Origin of the sequence: Collimonas sp. NPDC087041 (genome assembly GCF_044745265.1) — a bacterium.
Classification (GTDB): domain Bacteria; phylum Pseudomonadota; class Gammaproteobacteria; order Burkholderiales; family Burkholderiaceae_D; genus Collimonas.
The window spans coordinates 204,929-225,122 of the sequence record NZ_JBIUZX010000007.1 but is presented as its reverse complement, the minus strand read 5'-3'; the positions used below and the strand labels follow the sequence as shown (position 1 = coordinate 225,122).

The 20,194-nt window shown below is 56.9% G+C and carries 22 protein-coding genes; 11 read left to right on the top strand and 11 right to left on the bottom strand.

Annotation, left to right across the window (positions count from 1 at the left end; all coding sequences use genetic code 11):
• The first annotated feature begins 42 nt into the window (after nt 1-42).
• The 6 genes from lipB to ACIPF8_RS15085 all read left to right on the top strand — a co-directional run bounded on the left by lipB (nt 43) and on the right by ACIPF8_RS15085 (nt 5,589).
• Nucleotides 43-717 (top strand): lipoyl(octanoyl) transferase LipB, encoded by a 675-nt coding sequence (lipB, locus tag ACIPF8_RS15110; RefSeq protein WP_400422457.1) that lies wholly within the window; start codon nt 43-45, stop codon nt 715-717.
• 68 nt (nt 718-785) lie between these two features.
• The gene (gene lipA, locus ACIPF8_RS15105) at nt 786-1,793 is read left to right on the top strand and encodes a lipoyl synthase (RefSeq protein WP_400422337.1); all 1,008 of its coding nucleotides are present in this window, start codon (nt 786-788) and stop codon (nt 1,791-1,793) included.
• Nucleotides 1,794-2,251: 458 nt separating this feature from the next.
• Nucleotides 2,252-2,815 carry a TetR/AcrR family transcriptional regulator gene (locus ACIPF8_RS15100; protein ID WP_400422335.1) on the top strand — a complete coding sequence of 188 codons (564 nt, stop codon included), beginning with the start codon at nt 2,252-2,254 and terminating at the stop codon, nt 2,813-2,815.
• A 52-nt stretch (nt 2,816-2,867) separates the two neighbouring features.
• Nucleotides 2,868-3,347, top strand: coding sequence for a DUF1348 family protein (locus ACIPF8_RS15095; protein WP_400422332.1), 480 nt, complete (start codon nt 2,868-2,870; stop codon nt 3,345-3,347).
• Nucleotides 3,348-3,402: 55 nt separating this feature from the next.
• Nucleotides 3,403-3,852 (top strand): cyanase, encoded by a 450-nt coding sequence (gene cynS, locus ACIPF8_RS15090; protein WP_400422329.1) that lies wholly within the window; start codon nt 3,403-3,405, stop codon nt 3,850-3,852.
• Between the two features lie 423 nt (nt 3,853-4,275).
• The gene (locus tag ACIPF8_RS15085; RefSeq protein ID WP_400422326.1) at nt 4,276-5,589 is read left to right on the top strand and encodes an MFS transporter; all 1,314 of its coding nucleotides are present in this window, start codon (nt 4,276-4,278) and stop codon (nt 5,587-5,589) included.
• Between the two features lie 87 nt (nt 5,590-5,676).
• Here ACIPF8_RS15085 and ACIPF8_RS15080 read toward each other — a convergent pair whose 3' ends face one another.
• On the bottom strand, nt 5,677-6,579 hold the full coding sequence (locus ACIPF8_RS15080; RefSeq protein ID WP_400422323.1) for a LysR family transcriptional regulator: 903 nt from the start codon (nt 6,577-6,579) through the stop codon (nt 5,677-5,679).
• A gap of 310 nt (nt 6,580-6,889) precedes the next feature.
• On the opposite strand from ACIPF8_RS15080, the gene ACIPF8_RS15075 reads away from it, so the two are divergent.
• The 3 genes from ACIPF8_RS15075 to ACIPF8_RS15065 all read left to right on the top strand — a co-directional run bounded on the left by ACIPF8_RS15075 (nt 6,890) and on the right by ACIPF8_RS15065 (nt 10,544).
• Nucleotides 6,890-8,611, top strand: a complete 1,722-nt coding sequence (locus tag ACIPF8_RS15075) for an IlvD/Edd family dehydratase (protein ID WP_400422321.1) — start codon at nt 6,890-6,892, stop codon at nt 8,609-8,611.
• An 11-nt stretch (nt 8,612-8,622) separates the two neighbouring features.
• Nucleotides 8,623-9,204 carry a phenolic acid decarboxylase gene (locus tag ACIPF8_RS15070; RefSeq protein WP_400422318.1) on the top strand — a complete coding sequence of 194 codons (582 nt, stop codon included), beginning with the start codon at nt 8,623-8,625 and terminating at the stop codon, nt 9,202-9,204.
• An 83-nt stretch (nt 9,205-9,287) separates the two neighbouring features.
• Nucleotides 9,288-10,544 carry an ectonucleotide pyrophosphatase/phosphodiesterase gene (locus ACIPF8_RS15065; RefSeq protein ID WP_400422316.1) on the top strand — a complete coding sequence of 419 codons (1,257 nt, stop codon included), beginning with the start codon at nt 9,288-9,290 and terminating at the stop codon, nt 10,542-10,544.
• Between the two features lie 90 nt (nt 10,545-10,634).
• Here the strand turns inward: ACIPF8_RS15065 and ACIPF8_RS15060 are convergent, their stop codons facing one another.
• Nucleotides 10,635-11,411 carry a TVP38/TMEM64 family protein gene (locus tag ACIPF8_RS15060; RefSeq protein ID WP_400422314.1) on the bottom strand — a complete coding sequence of 259 codons (777 nt, stop codon included), beginning with the start codon at nt 11,409-11,411 and terminating at the stop codon, nt 10,635-10,637.
• Here ACIPF8_RS15060 and ACIPF8_RS15055 point away from each other — a divergent pair.
• A complete protein-coding gene (locus ACIPF8_RS15055; RefSeq protein WP_400422312.1) occupies nt 11,410-12,039 on the top strand; it encodes an SH3 domain-containing protein in 630 nt (209 codons plus the stop codon). The genes ACIPF8_RS15060 and ACIPF8_RS15055 overlap by 2 nt on opposite strands.
• A 124-nt stretch (nt 12,040-12,163) precedes the next feature.
• On the opposite strand, the gene ACIPF8_RS15050 is transcribed toward ACIPF8_RS15055, so the two are convergent.
• The 8 genes from ACIPF8_RS15050 to pxpB all read right to left on the bottom strand — a co-directional run bounded on the left by ACIPF8_RS15050 (nt 12,164) and on the right by pxpB (nt 18,776).
• Nucleotides 12,164-12,580 carry a F0F1 ATP synthase subunit epsilon gene (locus ACIPF8_RS15050; RefSeq protein WP_400422309.1) on the bottom strand — a complete coding sequence of 139 codons (417 nt, stop codon included), beginning with the start codon at nt 12,578-12,580 and terminating at the stop codon, nt 12,164-12,166.
• Nucleotides 12,581-12,796: 216 nt separating this feature from the next.
• A complete protein-coding gene (pcp, locus tag ACIPF8_RS15045) occupies nt 12,797-13,456 on the bottom strand; it encodes a pyroglutamyl-peptidase I (RefSeq protein ID WP_400422306.1) in 660 nt (219 codons plus the stop codon).
• A 72-nt stretch (nt 13,457-13,528) separates the two neighbouring features.
• Nucleotides 13,529-14,539, bottom strand: coding sequence for a DUF2891 domain-containing protein (locus tag ACIPF8_RS15040; RefSeq protein WP_400422304.1), 1,011 nt, complete (start codon nt 14,537-14,539; stop codon nt 13,529-13,531).
• Between the two features lie 9 nt (nt 14,540-14,548).
• Nucleotides 14,549-15,535, bottom strand: coding sequence for a DUF979 domain-containing protein (locus ACIPF8_RS15035; RefSeq protein ID WP_400422301.1), 987 nt, complete (start codon nt 15,533-15,535; stop codon nt 14,549-14,551).
• On the bottom strand, nt 15,532-16,251 hold the full coding sequence (locus ACIPF8_RS15030) for a DUF969 domain-containing protein (protein WP_400422298.1): 720 nt from the start codon (nt 16,249-16,251) through the stop codon (nt 15,532-15,534). Before ACIPF8_RS15030 ends, ACIPF8_RS15035 begins: the two co-directional genes overlap by 4 nt.
• 68 nt (nt 16,252-16,319) lie before the next feature.
• Nucleotides 16,320-17,135, bottom strand: a complete 816-nt coding sequence (pxpA, locus tag ACIPF8_RS15025; RefSeq protein ID WP_400422295.1) for a 5-oxoprolinase subunit PxpA — start codon at nt 17,133-17,135, stop codon at nt 16,320-16,322.
• A gap of 10 nt (nt 17,136-17,145) precedes the next feature.
• Nucleotides 17,146-18,126 (bottom strand): biotin-dependent carboxyltransferase family protein, encoded by a 981-nt coding sequence (locus ACIPF8_RS15020; RefSeq protein WP_400422293.1) that lies wholly within the window; start codon nt 18,124-18,126, stop codon nt 17,146-17,148.
• Nucleotides 18,123-18,776 (bottom strand): 5-oxoprolinase subunit PxpB, encoded by a 654-nt coding sequence (gene pxpB / locus ACIPF8_RS15015; protein ID WP_400422290.1) that lies wholly within the window; start codon nt 18,774-18,776, stop codon nt 18,123-18,125. The genes ACIPF8_RS15020 and pxpB overlap by 4 nt, the downstream gene beginning before the upstream one ends.
• A 286-nt stretch (nt 18,777-19,062) precedes the next feature.
• Between pxpB and ACIPF8_RS15010 the strand changes: the two genes are divergently transcribed.
• Entirely contained in the window at nt 19,063-19,575 is a 513-nt protein-coding gene (locus tag ACIPF8_RS15010; protein ID WP_061534907.1) for a winged helix DNA-binding protein, read from the top strand.
• Between the two features lie 51 nt (nt 19,576-19,626).
• Here the strand turns inward: ACIPF8_RS15010 and ACIPF8_RS15005 are convergent, their stop codons facing one another.
• Nucleotides 19,627-20,154 (bottom strand): peroxiredoxin, encoded by a 528-nt coding sequence (locus tag ACIPF8_RS15005; RefSeq protein WP_061534906.1) that lies wholly within the window; start codon nt 20,152-20,154, stop codon nt 19,627-19,629.
• Nucleotides 20,155-20,194: the final 40 nt, after the last annotated feature.

Below are 20,194 nucleotides of genomic sequence, written 5' to 3'. Positions count from 1 at the left end.
GGTTCCGCACGCCGGGCGCTGATTTTCGGTACACTGGCAACTATGTCCAGTACGCAGCAATCCATTTCTCCCGATCTTCGGCAACGCCCCCAGATTATTCAACGCGGCCTTGAATCGTACCAGGCCAGTTTTGACGCGATGCGCGCCTTTACCGATGCGCGCAGCGTCGATACGCCCGATCAGTTATGGATCGTCGAGCATCCGCCGGTGTTTACGCTGGGCCTGGGCGCCGATCGCAGCCATGTGCTGGCGCCGCATGACATCCCCGTTATCCAGACTGATCGCGGTGGCGAGGTGACCTATCACGGTCCCGGCCAGGTGGTGATTTACCTGTTGCTGGACCTGCGCCGCCAGCGTCCGGCGGCGCGTTTATTCGTACGCGAATTCGTGCAAGGCATTGAGCAGGCGGTGATTGACACGCTGGCAGCGTATAATCTGGCCGGTGAACGCAAGCCCGGCGCGCCCGGCATCTATGTCGCCGACGGAGCCTGGCAAGGCGCGAAAATCGCCGCCCTCGGCTTGAAAGTCCGAGCCAGCGGCTGCACCTACCACGGTGTGTCGCTCAATGTGGCAATGGACCTGACGCCGTTTTCGTGGATCAATCCATGCGGCTACGAAGGCCTGGCGACAGTCGATATGAAAACACTGGGCGTTGATGCTGCTCTCTCAGAGGTGCAGTCAGCGCTTGCTCACAAATTGATGGACCGTTTTAACTGAATTAATCGAATCAACTGAATAACTGAGTGCGCCAGGGCGCAATTTAGCCACAGCAAGGAAATGCCTTCATGACAACCGAAACCACCTCGTCGCTGCTAACCGAAACTGGCGTTGCTGCTGCCGGCTACAATCCGTCCGAAAAGCAGAAGGGCGCCAGCAAGACTTCGCGCATCCCGATCAAGATCATCCCGATCGAGCGCCTGCAGAAGCCGGACTGGATCCGCGTCAAGGCGGCATCGCCGTCGTCGCGCTTCTATGAAATCAAGGACATCCTGCGCGCCAACAACCTGGTGACAGTGTGCGAAGAAGCCAGCTGCCCGAATATCGGTGAGTGCTTCGGCAAAGGCACCGCCACCTTTATGATCATGGGCGACAAGTGCACCCGCCGCTGCCCGTTCTGCGATGTCGGTCACGGCCGTCCTGATCCGCTCGACGTCAATGAGCCGGAAAACCTGGCCAAGACCATCGCCGCGCTGAAGTTGAACTACGTTGTTATCACCAGCGTCGACCGCGACGACTTGCGCGACGGTGGCGCCGGCCATTTTGCCGAATGCATCCGCCACGTGCGCGCATTGTCGCCGAACACCCGCATCGAAATCCTGGTGCCGGATTTCCGCGGCCGCATGGACCGTGCGCTGGAAATCCTCAACCTGGCGCCGCCTGACGTGATGAACCACAACCTGGAAACCGCGCCGCGCCTGTACAAGGAAGCGCGCCCGGGTTCGGATTACGAATATTCGCTGAACCTGCTGAAACGCTTCAAGGCCCTGCACCCGAACACCCCGACCAAATCCGGCATCATGGTCGGCCTCGGCGAAACCGATGAAGAAGTGCTGCAAGTGATGCGCGACATGCGCGCCCACGACGTCGACATGCTGACCATCGGCCAGTACCTGATGCCAAGCGGGAATCACCTGCCGGTGCGCCGCTACGTGCATCCCGACGTCTTCAAGATGTACGAAGAAGAAGCCTACAAGATGGGCTTCGCCCACGCCGCCGTAGGCGCGATGGTGCGCAGTTCCTACCATGCAGACCAGCAGGCGCATGACGCCGGCATGGCTGTGAAAAATCAGTAACTTTTGCCTTTCCCACGGGTGAAAAATCCTGGCGGATTGATTGGTTTGGCGATGTCTCAGTCGCAAGCCGATTAATTCGCCGCAAGCAGTCCTCCCTGCTTTTGCAATTGTCAGGTATTTGGCTTGATCGACGTGGCATCTTCGTGATCAAGTCTCCATGAGGGAGATCGCCAGGTGCTTGGCATCTCCACAAATACCGTCAGACGCTATGTGCGCCCTGATGTCCTGGAGCCAGCCTAATCCGATTGACGCACTCCCAATGCGCTGGATCAGTGCGCCCTCAAACTTTCTCCTGACTCAAAGACGAAGCAATCAAATCCCGCAAGCCGCGCCGTTGCTTGCAAGCGATCCATGCTGATTTTGTGCGTGGGGCTGCGAGGGCTCGTACTGCCGGATTGCCGTCTTTGCGCGATGAAAATGCTTGACGATGGTAGAACGTTCGTTCTACCATCCAACACATGAACGATATCTCCCCAAATGAAACCCAGAAAAAAATCTTGGAGGCGACTGAACGCCTGATTTACGCAGGCGGGATTTGTGCGACGGGAATGGATTTAATCGTCAAGACTTCGGGCGTGGCGAGGAAAAGCATTTATCGGTATTTCCTCAACAAGGATGAATTGGTCGCAGAAGTGCTGAGAAGACGCGACGAACGCTGGATGCAGTGGTTTACCGACGAGACCAATCGAGCCAACACGCCCGCCGAGCGCCTGCTTTCGATGTTTTCTGTACTTGAAAAGTGGTTTGTCTCTGCTGATTTCAGGGGCTGTGCATTCATCAATGCCGCGGGCGAAATAGGCGATGCAGACGACCCGATTCGCGCGGTTGCGAAGGAACATAAGATCAAGTTGCTCAATTTCTTGCGGCAGCTTGCAGAAGAATGCCGTGTTGAAGATCCGACAGAACTGGCCTCGGAGCTCCTCGTTCTGGTCGACGGTGCAATTACGGTAGCGTTAGTAACCGGCAATAAGGAGTCGGCACGGAGCGCGCAAAATGTTGCTCGCAAATTGCTGGGTCTTTGATCTTTCGCCGGCGTCGAATTTCAATCAACTCACTCACGATCTGGAGGTTTTCATGTCATCCGATAGCAATCTTCGTCCGCCACTTCCGCCGTTCACACTTGAGACGGCCATCAAAAAGGTGCGCCTTGCCGAGGACGGTTGGAATTCGCGAGATGCTGCCAAGGTAGCGCTGGCTTATTCACTCGACACCAAGTGGCGCAACCGCGCGGAATTCGCGAACAATCGCGACGAAGCGCAAGCGTTCCTTGATCGAAAGTGGAAGAAAGAGCTGGACTACCGGTTGATCAAAGAATTGTGGGCCTTTGGAGGCAATCGGATTGCGGTGCGCTACGCGTACGAATGGCATGATGATTTCGGCAACTGGTTTCGCTCGTACGGCAACGAAAACTGGGAGTTCGGCGAAGATGGCCTGATGCAAAAACGTTACGCGTGCATCAACGATATGCCGATCAAGGAAGCGGAGCGCAAGTTTCGTTGGCCATTGGGAAGGCGTCCCGACGATCATCCGGGTTTGTCCGAGCTAGGCCTTTAATTTTCAGTGTCATCGCCGGTGGGTCTTTTTTCCTTGAACATTTCTTGAGGTATCTATGATTTCCGATCGCAATGAAGTAACCAGCATGATCCTGTCAGCGAAAGTCAGCAAAGGCATCAAATGGCACCAAGTGGCTGAGGCCATTGGCATGAGCAAGGAATGGACAACGGCCGGCTGTCTGGGCCAGATGACCTTCAACAAGGCCCAAGCCGAACGAGCCGGCGAGATTTTCGGCTTGTCCGACGAGGCGGTTGCCTGGCTACAGGTGGTGCCCTACAAGGGCTCGCTGCCGACGGCGGTACCGACCGACCCGCTGTTGTATCGCTGGTATGAGATTGTCAGCGTCTACGGCACCACGATCAAGGAATTGATCCACGAAGAATTCGGTGACGGCATCATGAGTGCAATCGATTTTTCAATGGACATCCAGCGTGAAGCCGACCCCAAAGGCGATCGCGTCAATGTCGTGTTGTCGGGAAAATTCCTTCCCTACAAGAGCTATTGACCGTGCGGCCCCTCCTGACTATTTGGCGAGGGGCCCGAATGCGTTGCCGACCTTCGACCTGAATAATTTCAAACTGCCCTAGTTCTTCTTGTACGGACGACGCCGTGCAAGCGATAAAAAGACGCGAAACCGAGTAGCGACAACGTCGATCTGTCGCGACTTGGTAATGCCGGACTGGCAGCACTTCCGCTTCAAAAATAACGCTTCACCTGTGAAATCCTAACTCATCGACTGGGAGACTTAATGCCGCCCAAGATCGGTGTGAGCGTCATCACTTGCAAGGAAAAGAACCTTGTTTCCGAGTGTTCAAACCCAAAACATATTTTGGTCTGAACCCGATAGCACCCGCTGTATTCAACATGGCGGATCAGTGAAACTGTGGCACGCGCCAGCAGATTCTACTAATAACTATCGGAGACAAATTTGAACCCCTCAATCAGCAATGCGGCGATCGGCGACAACCTCGCCGATTCCGCCGATGCGGTCTATAAGCGGATAGCTTTGCGTTTTATTCCGCTGTTATTCATCTGTTATGTGATGGCCTATCTGGACCGGGTAAACGTAGGTTTCGCCAAGCTACAAATGGTCAGCGATTTGCAGTTTAGCGAGGCGATATATGGACTGGGCGCCGGGGTATTCTTTGTCGGCTATTTTTTATTTGAGGTGCCCAGCAACCTGCTGCTGCACAAGCTCGGCGCACGCCGATGGATAGCCCGCATCATGATTAGCTGGTCACTCTTGTCGATGTGCACTGCCTGGGTTGGCACGCCGTTTCAACTATACGTTGTGCGATTTTTTCTGGGGGTGGCAGAGGCGGGCTTTTATCCCGGCATGCTGCTCTATCTGACATATTGGTTCCCTGCACATCGCCGCGGTCGCATGGTGGCGTTGCTTACCGCCGGGAATCCGGTATCAGGGATGCTCGGAGGGCCGTTGTCCGGCTATATCATGACCTCGATGGCTGGCGTGCTGGGCATGTACGGCTGGCAGTGGTTGTTCATCCTGGAGGCGATCCCAGGTATTTTATTGGGCGTCATTGTGTTTCGCCATTTGAATGATCGCGTAGCCGATGCGGCATGGCTGAGCCAAGAAGAGCGTGCGATTGTCCAGCGCGAGATTGATCTTGACGACAACGTGAAGACCCATGGTTCGGTGAGCGCGGTATTTAAATCCGGCCGCGTGTGGTTACTGGCGCTCATCTTGTTCTGCATAATAATGGGCTCGTACGCACTTAGCTTCTGGCAGCCCACCATCATTAAAGGTACCGGCATTACGGACCCAACTCTCATTGGCGTACTGACGGTTATTCCCTATACCGCCGCACTCATCAGCATGATCCTGATGGGACGTAGTGCGGATAAACGTCGAGAGCGACGCTGGCATGTGATTATTCCAGCGCTTTTTGCGGCTTGTGGTTTCGTGCTGTGTGCCAATATGGCGCATAGCTCGGTGATGTCGGTGGTGGGACTGACGATGGTGGCAATGGGCATCGTCAGTGCTTTGCCCATGTTCTGGGCGTTGCCAACTTCGTTTCTTGGAGGAGCAGGCGCTGCAGCCGGCATTGCATTGATCAATTCAACAGCAAATCTCGCAGGCTTCGTCAGCCCAACGGTCATCGGGTGGTTAAAAGGTATGACGGGTACGCTATCTTCAGGCTTGTATTTGGTTGCCGGCACATTGACTTTGGCGGCATTTTTAGTCTGGGCGTTTATTCCCGCTCGCCTGGTGAATCGATAGCTTGATTCGACAAGTCATCACTAGCTCGTATCCTCGGTGGTGATGCCAAGATTCGGTTTCCCTTTTCAGCAGGGAAACCGAATGCGGCTACATCCGCGGCTTGGAGGCATTCTTTCCATTGCCACGAAATACCTCCTCGGCATATTCAAGAAATAGATGAGCAAGGTGGGCATGGGGGCTTTGGATGCCCCAAATGAATCCTATGCGTCGTACCGGTGCATGGCCTGGCAAAGGGATGCGGACGATAGATAAGCCGCCGGACCACAAGGCTGACCAGTCAGGGAGTAATGAGACGCCTATCCCTTCATCAATCATTGCTGCAATTGACATGAGGCCGTTGATCTCGAGACGTTGATGTGGACGAATGCCTTGGTCGCGCAAATAACGATCTGCAAGCTGGCCGCCCCAGACTGAACGGTCATAGCGAATAAATGGTTCATTTCGCAACAGGTCATGGGGGTCACGGTCCGCCAAATCGCGAGGGGCCACCACCACTAACGGTTCATCCATCAAAGGGCGCCATTCACATGTTTTAGGAATGGCGAATTGCGGCTCGACGACAACTGCCGCATCCAGTTCTCCCGATGCAACCATGCGACACAATTCAACGGATGCATTTGAAATCACAGAAACCGACAGATTCGCATGTTCTGCGTAAAGCTTTTTCAAAACAGGAGGCAGAACGGTGGTCAGCGCCGATACGAAAGTACCTAGGCGTAATTCACCAACCGGCAGTCCCTTGATGGCCATGGCGCGCAAGTCCCGCTCTTCGCGCAACATGCTGCGCGCACTGTCGAGAATATTCAAGCCGGCGGCCGTAGGTTTCACAGAACGGCCGGAGCGCTTCAACAGCGGCGTTCCCAGTTCCTCCTCCAATGCGCGTACCCGAGCAGCGAGGGCCGCCGATGTCAAATCCAGGCGTCGCGCGGCCTCGGCAATCGAGCCGCATTCAACGGTGGTTACGAAGCTTTGGATATAGCGAATGTCCATGCATCAATAATAAAAAATTTTTTCTTTTTAAGCAATCAATACCAAATTGTTCTTATCAATAAACATACGCAGAATAGGTGTCATCGGTGGCCCGGACTATTTGACCCTTTGATGGTGCTCTATTCGGCCGATCAATCACCGCGGTCGGGTTATTGAACCTAACGGGAAATGATGTTGGCGTATAGGCGCTGGTGAAAAAACTCTACGCCGGTGCCCGTAGTCATCGAGCAATACGCGAGCAGCGTGAATGGCCTGCACAACAGCAACACATCTATTAACGAAGCAGGCAACACAGCCAGGAATGAGATACATGAAACTCAAGCAAACCGGTTTAAAAAAGGGATTGACGAATTACGGAGATCAAGGCTTTTCCCTGTTTCTGCGCAAAGCGTTCATCAAGGGAGCCGGCTATACAGACAAAGCCCTTGAGCGGCCCGTGGTCGGCATTGTCAACACCGGAAGCGGGTACAACCCTTGTCATGGCAATGCGCCCCAACTCATCGAAGCCGTCAAGCGTGGAGTCATGCTGGCCGGAGGATTGCCAATAGATTTTCCAACAATTTCCATTCACGAGAGTTTCTCCGCACCGACCAGCATGTACCTGCGCAATCTGATGTCGATGGACACGGAAGAGATGGTGCGTGCTCAACCCATGGACGCCGTGGTGCTTATTGGCGGCTGTGACAAAACTGTTCCTGCTCAACTCATGGGAGCCGCCTCAGCGGGTATTCCTTCGATTCAGCTGATTACCGGTTCCATGCTGACCGGTAGTCATCGCGGCGAGCGCGTCGGGGCTTGCACAGATTGCCGGCGCTATTGGGGAAAATATCGCGCTGAAGAAATCGATGCGACAGAAATATCTCAGGTGAATAATCAACTTGTCGCCAGTGTAGGGACGTGCTCGGTGATGGGAACCGCCAGCACGATGGCCTGCATAGCGGAAGCTCTGGGGATGACCGTACCCGGTGGCGCTTCGCCGCCAGCAGTGACTGCGGACCGTATTCGTGTCGCGGAGGAAACCGGAGCCCAGGCGGTTCAAATGGCGCACGACGGTTTGACCATCGATAAGGTGCTGACCCCTGCAGCCTTTGAGAACGCCATGCGGGTTCTGTTGGCAATTGGCGGTTCTACCAATGGCATCGTGCATTTGACGGCGATTGCCGGTCGCATGGGGCTCGAAATAGATCTGGATGCGTTGGATCGCATGGGACGCGATACCCCCGTGCTTCTGGATTTGAAGCCGTCAGGGCAGCACTACATGGAAGATTTTCATCGCGCCGGCGGCATGGCGACCTTGCTGCGCGAACTGAAACCACTGTTGCGTTTGGACGCAGTGACAGTTACAGGACGCACGTTAGGCGAGGAGATTGAGCGTTCGAGCGAGGTTATCAAGCAAGACGTTGTTCGCTCCATTGCCAACCCGATCTATCCGCAAGGTGGTATTGCGGTCTTGCATGGCAACCTGGCCCCTGGCGGCGCCATCATAAAACAGTCGGCTGCAGATGCGAAACTGATGGAACACGAAGGGCGCGCGGTCGTGTTTGAGGACATGGCGGACATGGCCAATCGTATCGATAGCGATGAGTTGGATGTAACGGCGAACAATATCCTGGTACTCAAAAATATCGGGCCAAAAGGCGCGCCGGGCATGCCGGAAGCTGGCTACATTCCAATTCCGCGGAAATTGGCGCGTGCAGGAGTCAAAGACATCGTGCGTATTTCCGACGGACGCATGAGTGGCACGGCATTTGGAACCATTGTGTTGCACGTCACTCCCGAAGCCGCGATTGGCGGACCGTTAGCGTACGTGCTCAATGGCGACAGAATCCGCCTGAGCGTCAAAAATCGCGAAATCGCATTGCTGGTATCCGACGAGGAATTGGCCCGGCGTGCCCACAACACTCCAGTCGTGGCGCCAACAGCTGAGCGAGGTTACGCGAAGTTGTTTATGGACACGGTTACCCAAGCCGACCAGGGCGTCGATTTCGATTTCCTTCGCGCAGCAAAGATGGTGGGCAAGATTCCCGAGTAGTGATTGTTTGCATGCAAATGCGTATCGAGTGTTTTTATCTAATCAACGAGAAGGTGATTGAAATGAATTTATCAGCGACGACTGTCAGCAACCCGATTCCACCGCAAGATTTGTCACAGATCGTCGGCAAGCGATTTATTTATACGTATGCAAACGGTTGGCAATATGAGATGTACGTGAAAAACGCCAATACCATCGACTACCGGATTCACAGCGGCATGGTTGGAGGGCGTTGGGTAAAGGAACAGATTGTGGACCTGGTTCAACTTGACGACGATAGTTTCAAGATATCCTGGAATGAACCGACCGGGACGTCGGTGTGCGTCAACGTCATGCCATCCAAGCGGCTGTTACACGGTGTAATCTTCTTCCCGCACTGGATTGAGGAACATGGTCATCGCACTGTTCTTTTTCAGAACGACCACCTGGATCAAATGCGTGCCTATCGCGACGCAGGCCCGACGTATCCTATTTATGTCGTCCCCGAATTTGCCAAGATCACCTATCTGGATCACGTCGGTGAAAATGATGAAACCGTGATCAGCGTTGCGCCGTCCGAATTACCGAAAGGCTTTTCAGATCGGACAAACTGAGCGTCGATCCGTCCAGCTGGTTCATGTCACGGTAATAAATTGTTGGTATCTTCTGTCATCGCTCCTTTTCTACAGAAAATGCCGTGAAAAATATTATTGCCGATCTGTCCTTGCGCGAATTGTTCTGCGTAGTGTTGGTTGTCTTGATTACGGGCTGCGCGCAGATTGCGCCCAAGCCTGTCGCACAGGACGACAAAACGCCGCAGCCTGTTCCGGTGATTCTGGTGTCGATCGATGGCTTCAAGCCGGATTATCTTAAACGCGGAGTCACGCCGCATCTCAATAGCCTGGCGGAGCAGGGCGTCCGCGCTGAGGCGATGCTGCCGTCTTTCCCCTCCATCACATTTCCTAACCACTACGCGCTGGTGACAGGCTTGAGGCCGGACCGCAATGGCGTTGTCGGCAACACGATGGAGGATAAAGAGATTCCCAATGTGCGTTTTAGCCTCGGCAATCGAGAAGCTTTGGTGGATCGTCGCTGGTGGGATGAAGCTGAGCCGGTGTGGACCACGGCGGAGAAAAATGGCATACACACGGCGACCATGTTCTGGCCCGGGTCCGAGGCGGCAATCCAGGGTGTTCGCCCTGGCCAATGGCGTCGCTTCGATAGCAAGGTGCCTGCGAATGATCGCGTGGACACCATATTGGGGTGGCTGGATCAACCGGTCTCGTCCCGCCCCGCTTTCCTGACGCTCTATTTTGACGAAGTCGATCATTCGGGGCATGAGTATGGTCCCGACGCGCCGCAAACTACCCAGGCGGCGGCACATGTCGATGCGGCGATCGGGCGCCTGATGGCTGGACTGAAGGCTCGCAACATGAAGGCCAATATTGTCATTGTGTCTGACCATGGCATGGCGGCAATGAGCAAGCAGCGCGTCATCCGACTGGACCAGATCGCAGAAAAATCAAGTTACCGCTTGATCACGAGTGGCACCTATGCCGGATTGGAAGCCGAGCCGGGACAAGAAAACGCGCTGGCGCTCGCACTGCTGAAACCGCACGAGCACATGCAATGCTGGCGCAAGGAAGAGATACCGGCGCGCTTTCACTACGGCAGCAATGCGCGCGTACCGAGTTTCATCTGCCTGGCGCAAGTTGGTTGGCAAATTGTTGCTAACGACAAGGCGGCAGAACGTACGCCAGCCGGTGGGCATGGCTACGATAACCAGGCTTCGGAAATGCAGGCAATCTTCATCGCTGCGGGGCCGTCATTCAAGTCAGGCATGGTGGTGGCGCCATTTGACAACGTTGACGTCTATCCGCTCGTGATGACATTGATCGGCCTGAAGCCGCTTCCCTCAGATGGCGGGCCGACATTGATGTCCACCTTGAATTAATTCTGCAATTTGCGTGGACGCCATGCGATTTTTAGTAATGTATCGCGTTCACTCAGATGGCATTCTTTCGACTCCAGGGCAGGCGGCGTCTCAATGCAGATGCAGTACCTTGCCGATATACTCAAAAAACACGCAATACAACATGATCGGCAATGGCAAGCCGATCATGGTGCCGATCAGGTACTTATGAAATTTCACGCCGGATAAAGCCAGTGCGTAGTTCAGTGCCGGCACAGTCTGGAACAGCACCCTCAGCAACGCGATGCTTTTGATGGGGTGCGCATCGAGGCCATTGAGTATTTTCAACGCATAACGGTTTTTTACCGCCCGCATTGCATCGCCGCCGATGAGACGTATTGTCAGGAAAGTGAACCCGCAAGAGATCACTGCCGCGACATAGGTCGCCAGGCCGCCCCAGACTTTTCCCAGCGCGAGTACCGCCGCGGCGAGAAATATCCAGCCGGGGATCTGAATCATGTTACCCAGGCAAAACAGCAGGACAAAGATCAGCAGGCCGCTGAATTTATTGTCAACGATCTGTTGATGAAGAAATGCTAAATTGAAGTGTTGCCGCAGCCCTGAAAATTGAAATAAGGCCAGCAGCGCAGCTAGAAACAGAACAACGATCAGCAGCCGTTTGTAAGGGCGCATGGCAGGGTCTCGTAAATGATGGTGGTTGGCGGCTTCCATTTTCGGGGCCGGGCGCCAACGGTATTCTGCCGGAATGATAGGGTAGTGTGTTGTAAAGGGTCCACAGGCTATTTGTTTAGGGGTATGCTTGAGTCGGCTTTTCAATACGACAATGTAGACCGGAATCGCAAACTTTGCAGGATGCGGTAGCGGTCGCCAATTACTGGAGGTACTCATGATCCGCACCAGGCTGTTACCGTTGATCGCAGCTGCCTGCATCATCCTTCCTGTTACAGCATTTGCGCAACAGCAGGCTTTTACCAGCAAGCCCGTCAACCTGCGCGCCGGTCCGGCGCGCGAATACCCGCTTGTGGCCCAATTGCCTCCCGGCATGTCGGTGTCGGTGGCTGGTTGCATCAATGGCTATACCTGGTGCGATGTGTATCTGCCCGATGGCAATCGCGGCTGGGTATATGCCCAGAACCTGAACTATCCTTACCAGGGCAGCCAGGTGCCGTTGATGAGCTACGGCAGCGCGATCGGATTGCCGATCGTGGCCTTCACCATCGGCGCTTATTGGGGCCAATATTATCGTGGCCGTCCTTGGTACCGTAATCAGGCGCAATGGTCGCATATCCGGCCAGGATTCGGTGGTGGACATCGCCCGGGCGTGAGGCCTCCTCCTGGCCATGGCGTCCGCCCTCCGATCGGCGTCAGGCCGCCGCCAGGCGGTGGACACGTAAGACCACCTGGTGGCGGCAGGCCACCTGGCGGTGGTCAGGTCAGGCCGCCAAACGGCGGCAACCACGGCAGTAACCATGGTGGTGGTCGGCCACATGGCGGGGCCCGGCCGCAACCTCGGTAATCTCGCCGGGTTTTCGCAGCAAGCGGCATAGGCGGGTCATCCAGCCTATGCCGCATCGGCATCAAGCTCAGACAGCTCCAATAGCAACCGGCGCTATCGGCTGCCCGAATAGATCCAACCCAAATTATTTACCGCGCCGCATCTGCGCCAGCGTGGACAATTGCGCCACCGCTTCGGCCAGTTCAGCTTGCGCCAGCGCATAGTCGATATTCGAAGTCTGGTTGTGTAAACGTTCCTCGGCCTGTTGCCGAGCCAGGGTAGCCTTGGCTTCGTCGAGGTCCTTGCCGCGGATCGCGGTGTCGGCCAGGATAGTAACTGAATGCGGCTGGACTTCAGCGTAGCCGCCGGCGACATAGATAAAATCGTCTTCGCCGGATACGCGTTTGATATGGACGGCGCCCGGCTTCAGGCGCGTGAGCAGCGGGGTGTGCCCCGGCAAGATGCCCAATGAGCCGGCGATGCCCGGCAGGGTGACCAATCCGGCACTACCGGCGTACAACTCGCCTTCCGGGCTGACGACGACGACTTTGGTTTCCGACATACAGGTTCCTGTGGCAAGACTGCGTTATCAGGGTATTTTTTACCCTGCCAGGAAAGCCCTGCACACACTGCGGCGATCACCAATTGCGGTGTTTGCTGTATCAATGCAGCGCTTCCGTGAGTCTCGTCCATCATACAAGATCGGCTTCGGGAAGATCAGGAATTTAACGGAATTGTCCGATTGGTTCGCGGAAGCGGGTGCGCACCTAACTCTTACTTAGTGCAACTGTCCGCCACCTTCTTTGACATCCTTTTGCAAACTCATTGCGCTTTGCAGCGCGCTGCGCAAACCGTCGACCACGGTTTCCAGCGCCAGGCTAGGCTGGCCGGGATGGCGCGCCGCCTGCGATGGAATATAGGGGATGTGGATGAAGCCGCCGCGCACGTTCGGCGCCTGTGTGGCGAGGCGGTGCATCAGGCCGTAGAACACATGGTTGCAAACGAAAGTGCCGGCGGTTTGCGAGACTTCCGCTGGCACGCCGGCGTCGCGCATCGCTTTTACCATGCCCTTGATCGGCAACGTAGAAAAATACGCTGCAGGGCCATCGCCGGCGATCGGCTGGTCGATCGGCTGGCGGCCGGCGTTGTCGGCAATCCGCGCGTCGTCGACATTGATCGCCACCCGCTCCACCGATATCTGGCTGCGGCCGCCGGCCTGGCCGACGCAGATCACCAGTACCGGCTTGAGTTCGGCGATCAGTTGATCCAGCACCTGTAGCGCTTTGCCAAACACGCACGGCAACTGGCGCGCCACCACGCGGGCAGCGCCGCATTGCCAGCCATCCAGGGTTCGTACCGCTTCCCAGGAGGGATTCAACGGCTCTCGTTCGAAGGGCTCGAAGCCGGTCAACAAAATATTCTGTGAAGTCTTTTCCATGGCGTTCCTGCGAATGAGAAATGCAGCAAAGATTGACGGCAGCATGAACGCTGCCGCCATCCTCTACAGTGTTTAAGCCGTCGTTTCCATCGCCAGCATGGCAAACGTCGCCAGCCAGTGCTCGCCGGCATAGTGACCGCTGGCGACATGCGGCAGGCTGGCCTGGATGTGCCGTTGCGCCGCTGCGATCAAGGTGGCCGCCGCCGCATCATGTTCCGGCAAGCGCCGCGCAATCCGCTTCATGCACCAGGCGCGGCTCAGGTTGAGGCCGTCCAGATGGGCGATTTTGGGATCGGTGCGATCGCTGACTTCGGCCGGATTCATCAGTCGGTCAACATCGGGCAGGGACGGCAGGAATTGCGCGAACCAGTCGACGTAGACATCCGGCTCCAGCACATCGGCCATCAGCAGCGCTTCGGTCAGCGCCGCCGACAGGAATTCATCGCCGCCCGGTTCGTAGTGCGCCGGGTAATTGCTGTCGGCGATGAAGTAGCGGCAGGCTGCGGCGACTACGGCGCTTTCCAGTTCGGCGTCGTTGCGATGGCGCGCGAAATCCAGGATCAGCTTGAGTGCGAAGGCGCTGTTGTAATGCGTGCCGACGCGGATCGCATAACTCAGCAGAGGGAAGAAATTCAGCACGCGCTTGCGGATCTCGACCACCAGCGGTTCCATCGCCGCCAGCCATGCTGCGGCGCGCGGGTGCTGCCAACTTTCCAATTCCTGCGCCAGCGCCAGCACCCAGGCCCAGCCGTACGGCCGTTCGAAAGAAGTGCGGCCCGGTACGGTGAAATACGCCAGTTCCTGCTGCATGTTGGCGGCAGTGAAGTGTTCGTCGAACAGCGCCGCGATCTCGGCTTGCTGCGGCAGCGCCGGATACAGGCGTGCGCTCCGTGCCAGTAGCCAATAGCCGTGTACTGCCGAATGCCAGTCGTAGCAGCCGTAGAACACCGGATGCAGAGCGCGCGGCGACAACACATCTTGCGGGCCGTTGAGGACGTGCATGATGTGGTTTGGATATTCGTGGCGCAGCGAACGCAGCGGTAGCGCTGCGAAGGCCGAGACTTGTTCCTGGGTCAGATGCATGGTTTCTCCTTAGCGGAATACGATGAAGTACATCAGCAGTATGTTGGCTGCCAGCAGCGTCACTGCGGTCGGAATCTGCACCTTGATGACCTGGTACTTGTCTTTCAATTCCAGCAGCGCCGCCGGCACGATGTTGTAGTTTGCACCCATTGGCGTCATCAGGGTGCCGCAATAGCCGGCCAGCATGCCGATGGTGACCAGCGGCGCCGGATCGGCGTGGTGGCCGATGATCATGAATGGCAGTGCGATACCGGCGGTCATCACCGGGAAGGCGGCGAAAGCATTGCCCATGATGATGGTGAACAAGGCCATGCCAACGCAATAGATCACCACCAGCATGAAGCGATTTTCGGGATTGACGAACAGGCCGACCACTTCCTGCACCGATTTACCGGTCTGCGCTGCAACGAACACGCCGCCCAGCATCGCCAGCATTTGCGGCAGCACTGATGCCCAGCCGATGGCGTCGAGCAGCCGGCGCGATTCGCGTACAGCATGCAATGGCGTACCGCCGGTCAGTTTCCAGCCGGCCAGGATGGCGCAGATGCAACCGACGCATAATGCCGCCAGCGTCAGTTGTTTCTGGTCGAGGATGTAGACGCCGCCGATAGCCACACCTTTCAGCAGGACCGTGCAGATTACGGTAACCACCGGAATCAGCACTGCCGGCAGGAATATCCAGTTGCCGAATTGATTGGCCGATGCCTGGCGTTGTTCTGCACTGCGTTGTTTGTAGCTGCCCATCGACAGCAAGCCGCAGCCGGCGATCAGCGAAAGCAGCAACACCTCGACGCCGATGATGCGATAGGCCATCTGTTTGCCGAACCCGGCGATGAGCAAATCGCTGAATAGAAACACGGAGCCGAACAGGAACCAGAACAGTGCGGTAGTGAGGCGTTTCGGATTACCCTTGTCGCGTAGCGTCATGCCGACCAGCAGCATGACGATGATGCCGATCAGATAGTAGATTTCATTGATGGTGATCAGGGTATTCATGCTGTTACCTCTTTTCCTTCAGCTTTTTTCCATGCATCGACGTCGCGCTGGATGCTGGCATCCAGGCGTACCAGGCGCGCCATGTGAATGAGGAGCGCAGCAATGGCAGTCGGGATCGCCCACAGGCCGAGATGCAGCGGTTCAATATTCTGGATGCCGTTTTCCTTGAGGAAGGCATCCATCAGCAGCACCGCACCGAAGGCGATGAAAATGTCTTCGCCGAAGAACACGGCGATGTTGTCGCAAGCTGCGGAATGCGCGCGCAATTTGTCGCGGATATGTTTCGGCAGGTCGCCGTGACGCGCTGCGGCTGCGCCTTCCACCATCGGCGCCAGCAGCGGCCGCACGGTTTGCGCCTGGCCGCCGATATAGGTCAGGCCAAGTGCGCCCAGACCCTGGCGCAGCACGAAATACAACATCAGGATGCGCGCTGAAGTGGCGCTTGCCATGCTGGAAATCCAGTCCTGCGCGCGCTCTTTCAGGCCGTAGCTTTCGAGCAGCCCGATCACCGGCAAGATCAATACATAAACAGCGAGCGAGCGGCTGTTCATGAATTTCTCGCCAAAGGTTTCGAGCAACGTGCCGAGATCCATACCGACTGACAAGCCAGTCGCCAGACCGGCTACCGACACCACCAGCAAGGGGTTGAATTTAAGCGCAAAACCGGCCACCACGATGGGTATGCCGATGAGAGGCAGCAGTCCTGATACGTCCATTGATATCTCCTAGGGTTGATGACGGTCGCTGGCGCGCCGTCGATTTTTCACTTCTTGTGTGTAATCGATTAGCCCAGCAACGGGAACAAGGCATCGCTATCGGTCATCTGCGGCGCGCGGATGGCGATGCCTTGCTGGTTCAGTTCGGCATGGATGCGTCGCGCAAATGCCAGCGCGTGCGCACCGTCGCCGTGCAGGCAGACGGTATCCGCCTTGAGCGGCACCCAACTGCCGTCTATGGCGTGCACCTTGCCTTCACGGATCATATGCATGGTTTGTGCCAGTGCCAGCTCTTCGTCTTCGATCAGGGCGCCCGGCGTGCCGCGTTTGACCAGGCTGCCGTCCGGGTTGTAGCCGCGGTCGGCAAACACTTCTTCGATGGCGGTCAGGCCGCCGCGCTGGGCGGCTGAGATCAGTTCGCTACCGGCCAGGCCGAACAGCGTCAGCGTTGGATCGATATCGTAGATGGCGGCGACGATGGTGTCGGCCAGTGCCGCATCGCGCGCCGCCATGTTGTACAGCGCACCGTGCGGTTTGACGTGCGCCAGCTGCGCACCATTGGCGGCGGCGATCGCCGCCAGTGCACCGATCTGGTACTGCACGCCGCTGTAGATTTCGTTGGGCGGCAGCTGCATTTCGGTGCGGCCGAAATTGTCCCGGTCGGGGAAGCTCGGATGGGCGCCGATGGCGACACCCTGATCAACCGCCCAGGCCACGCATTGCTGCATCATCAACGCACTGCCGGCGTGCCAGCCGCAGGCGATATTGGCGGAGCTGACCAGCGCCAGCAACGCTTCGTCGCTGCCATCGCTTTGTTCGCCGAGGTCAGCGTTCAGGTCGACGCTTAACAGCGGGCTTTTTTTATGTGTTTCTTTCTTAGGCATCATCTGCTCCTTACTTTCTTGCCGGACGCAACCAGTGCATCGCCGCCTCGATTTGTTGTAGATACAAGTTGTCGCGGCGCAGTTCTTCACGCGCCTCGGCAGCGTCGCATTCGACGAAGCGCAGCGTGCGGTTGAAGCGCAGCTGCGCCAGTTTCGCCAGGTCGGCGCCGATCACCACGCCGATCTTCGGATAGCCGCCAGTAGTTTGCGCATCGGCCATCAACACGATTGGCTGGCCGGCCGGCGGCACCTGGATCACTCCCGGCAGCACGCCGTGCGACAACAGGTCGTTGCCTTTCTTGATTTTCAGTTCGGGACCGCTCAGGCGAAAGCCCATGCGGTTGCTTTGTGGCGTCAGGGTCCAGCTCTCGTTCCAGAATGCGCGATGCGCTGCCACCGTGAACGAATCGTATTCGGGTCCGGGGATCACGCGGATCGGCAGCGGTTCGCTATCGTCGCTTTCATACCAGGCAGGCGGCCGTACACCGAATGATGGTGCGGCATGCACAGCTGCGTCTGGAGCGTTCAACTCACCGGCGGACAGGCTGTCGCCTTCCGTCAATGTGCGGCCGGCGTGGCCGCCGAAACCGGCTTGCAGATCTGTCGAGCGCGAGCCTAGCTGTGTTGCCGAATTGAAGCCGCCGGCGACCGCCAGATAGCTGCGCATGCCATGGCGCGCGGCGTTCAGCCGCAAGGTCTGGCCGCTACGCGCCTGCACGCTCCACCATGGCGACAACGGACGTTGGTCCAGCGTTGCGCCGAAATCGGCGCCGCCCAATGCGATGCGGCAATCCGAGGTGAAGTGCAGTTCGCAAGGACCGAGCGTGAATTCGATGGCCGCCGCCTCGGGCGGATTACCGACCAGCATATTCGCGATCGATAAGGCGGTACGGTCGAGGGCGCCGGATTGGCAGATGCCGAGATGGCGGAAATGGCTGCGGCCGGTGTCCTGGACCGAATTGAGGCGGCCGGCGCGGATGATCTTGATCACAGGATCACCTCGCTGGCGACGAAGCGCACACGGTCGCCCGGTTGCAGTAGTGTTGGCGGATTTTCATTCGGATCGAACAGTTGCACTGCGCTATGGCCGATCAATTGCCAGCCGCCGGGCGAGGCTGCCGGATAAATCCCGGTCTGGCTGCCGCCGATGCCGACCGATCCGGCCGGCACGATCACGCGTGGTTCGCTGCGGCGCGGCGTCGCCAGCTTTGGATCAAGTCCGCCCAGGTACGGGAAGCCAGGCTGGAAACCGATGAAATAGACGATGTATTCGGCCGCTGTATGACGTTTGACGATTTCAGCCGGCGCCAGGCCGGTATGGCGCGCCACTTCTTCCAGGTCGGGGCCGCTGTCGCCGCCGTAGACCACCGGGATGTCGATTTTGCGGCCGGTCTTCTGGCTGACCGCAGCAGTGTCCCAGGCTTCCAGGAGGCGTTCTTCCAGTTGCTGCGGATCGGCTGCCAGTGGGTCGAACAGGATGGTCAGGTTGTTCATGCCCGGCACGATATCGCGGACATGCGGCCATTGCGCCGCCTGGGCTGCGATGGCCCATAGCCGCTGCTGGTATTCCAGGGTCGCGCTGGACCCCGTATTCAATATCAAGGCGCTTTCACCAAGTGCTTGTATGACGGGCTGGGTCATTGCGGCTACGTTCCTTCTGCACTGGGGTGCCTGAGAGAATCATCGTGTTGCGGACATCAACAAAAGCCGCTGCTGCCTGGCGTATTGCCTTATCTGCAACGTGTTAATTAGGTCGCTGATACCTTGAAACAGCTTGCAATATCATCGATCAAAAATAAAATGTCAATAATTCGTATATAAATAGTTTATATTGTTGTTGAAATCCTGCAGCTCTACGCACTCGGATTTCATCGATTCCGGCCATGACTGGTTGTATGATTTGGTTTTCTTGGCGTTGAGGACATGTATGAACGGTGCCGCCCCTAAAATCCTTTCTTCCGCACACCTGGCTTCGGAAAGCAGTGTCGAGTTGTCGGAACTGGAATACGCATTGATTATTGCAGGCAATGCCTTCAATCGCTGGATGACGCGCTGCATGTCGGCTGCCGGCGTCAAGGACATGACACCGGTCGAGGTTTCATTGCTGCACCATGTCTGCCACCGTGAACGCAAAAAAAGCCTTGCCGATATCTGCTTCGTGCTCAACATCGAGGACACCCATATCGCCAGTTACGCACTCAAGAAACTGGTGAAAGCCGGTTACATCAAAAGCGAGAAGGTCGGCAAGGAAGCCTATTTTTCGGCCACCCCCGGCGGTTACGCGCTTTGCCTCAAATATCGCGAAGTGCGCGAGGAGTGCCTGATCACCGTGCTGTCCGATACCGGCCTGTCGAACCAGGCGCTGGGCGATGCCGCCAAGCTGTTGCGCACCGCATCCGGCTTGTACGACACGGCTTCGCGCGGCGCCACTTCAAGATAGTGTTTTCATTTTAGACGGGCAATAAAAAAGGCGCTTGAAGCGCCTTTTTCATTATGCTGCGAGTGCCTTGTCGAGTAGCGCATGCAACTCGGCGAACTTGGGTTCGCCGACGTAGCGCTTGATGATGTTGCCTTGCTTGTCGATCACGAAAGTGGTCGGCGTCAGCTTGACGTCGCCGAAGGAGTTGGCCAGCTTGCCTTGCAGATCAAGCGCGACCTGGAACGGCAAGCCACGGGTTTCCACGAAGTTCGTCACGTAGTTGGGCTGGTCGTAACTCATGGCTACTGCCACATAGTCGAGGCCCTTGTCTTTGTACATATTGTAGGTCTGGACCATCTGCGGCATTTCGGCCACGCAGGTGGTGCAGCTGGTGGCCCAGAAATTCACCATCACCACCTTGCCGCGCATGCTCTTCAGCGATACCTGCTCGCCCTTGAGGTTGGTGAACGTGACGTCTGGTGCAACATCCTTTTTCGACATCGACATGTAGCCAGCCGAGGCCACAGCAATCACCGCGACAGCGGCCACGGCTTTGATCCAGTGCCGTTTGCCGGCGGATTGTTCAACTTGAGGTTGCATGGCGGAAATCCCAACATGGGCAAAGCCCGAAAGATCCCAT